The 255-nt window shown below is 53.7% G+C and carries 1 rRNA gene; it reads right to left on the bottom strand.

Annotation, left to right across the window (positions count from 1 at the left end):
- Positions 1–255: ribosomal RNA gene (locus V2S86_RS25430) — 23S ribosomal RNA — on the bottom strand; the annotation flags it as partial.

Below are 255 nucleotides of genomic sequence, written 5' to 3'. Positions count from 1 at the left end.
GGCTGACCCCATCAATTAACCTTCCAGCACCGGGCAGGCGTCACACCGTATACGTCCACTTTCGTGTTTGCACAGTGCTGTGTTTTTATTAAACAGTTGCAGCCAGCTGGTATCTGCGACTGGCTTCAGCTCCGAGAGCAAGTCTCTTCACCTACGCGCCAGCGTGCCTTCTCCCGAAGTTACGGCACCATTTTGCCTAGTTCCTTCACCCGAGTTCTCTCAAGCGCCTTGGTATTCTCTACCTGACCACCTGTG

The sequence above is a fragment of the Serratia sp. C2(1) genome (genome assembly GCF_036352655.1).
In the GTDB taxonomy this organism is placed as follows: Bacteria; Pseudomonadota; Gammaproteobacteria; order Enterobacterales; family Enterobacteriaceae; genus Serratia; species Serratia inhibens.
This window is presented reverse-complemented; position numbering and strand designations above follow the sequence as displayed.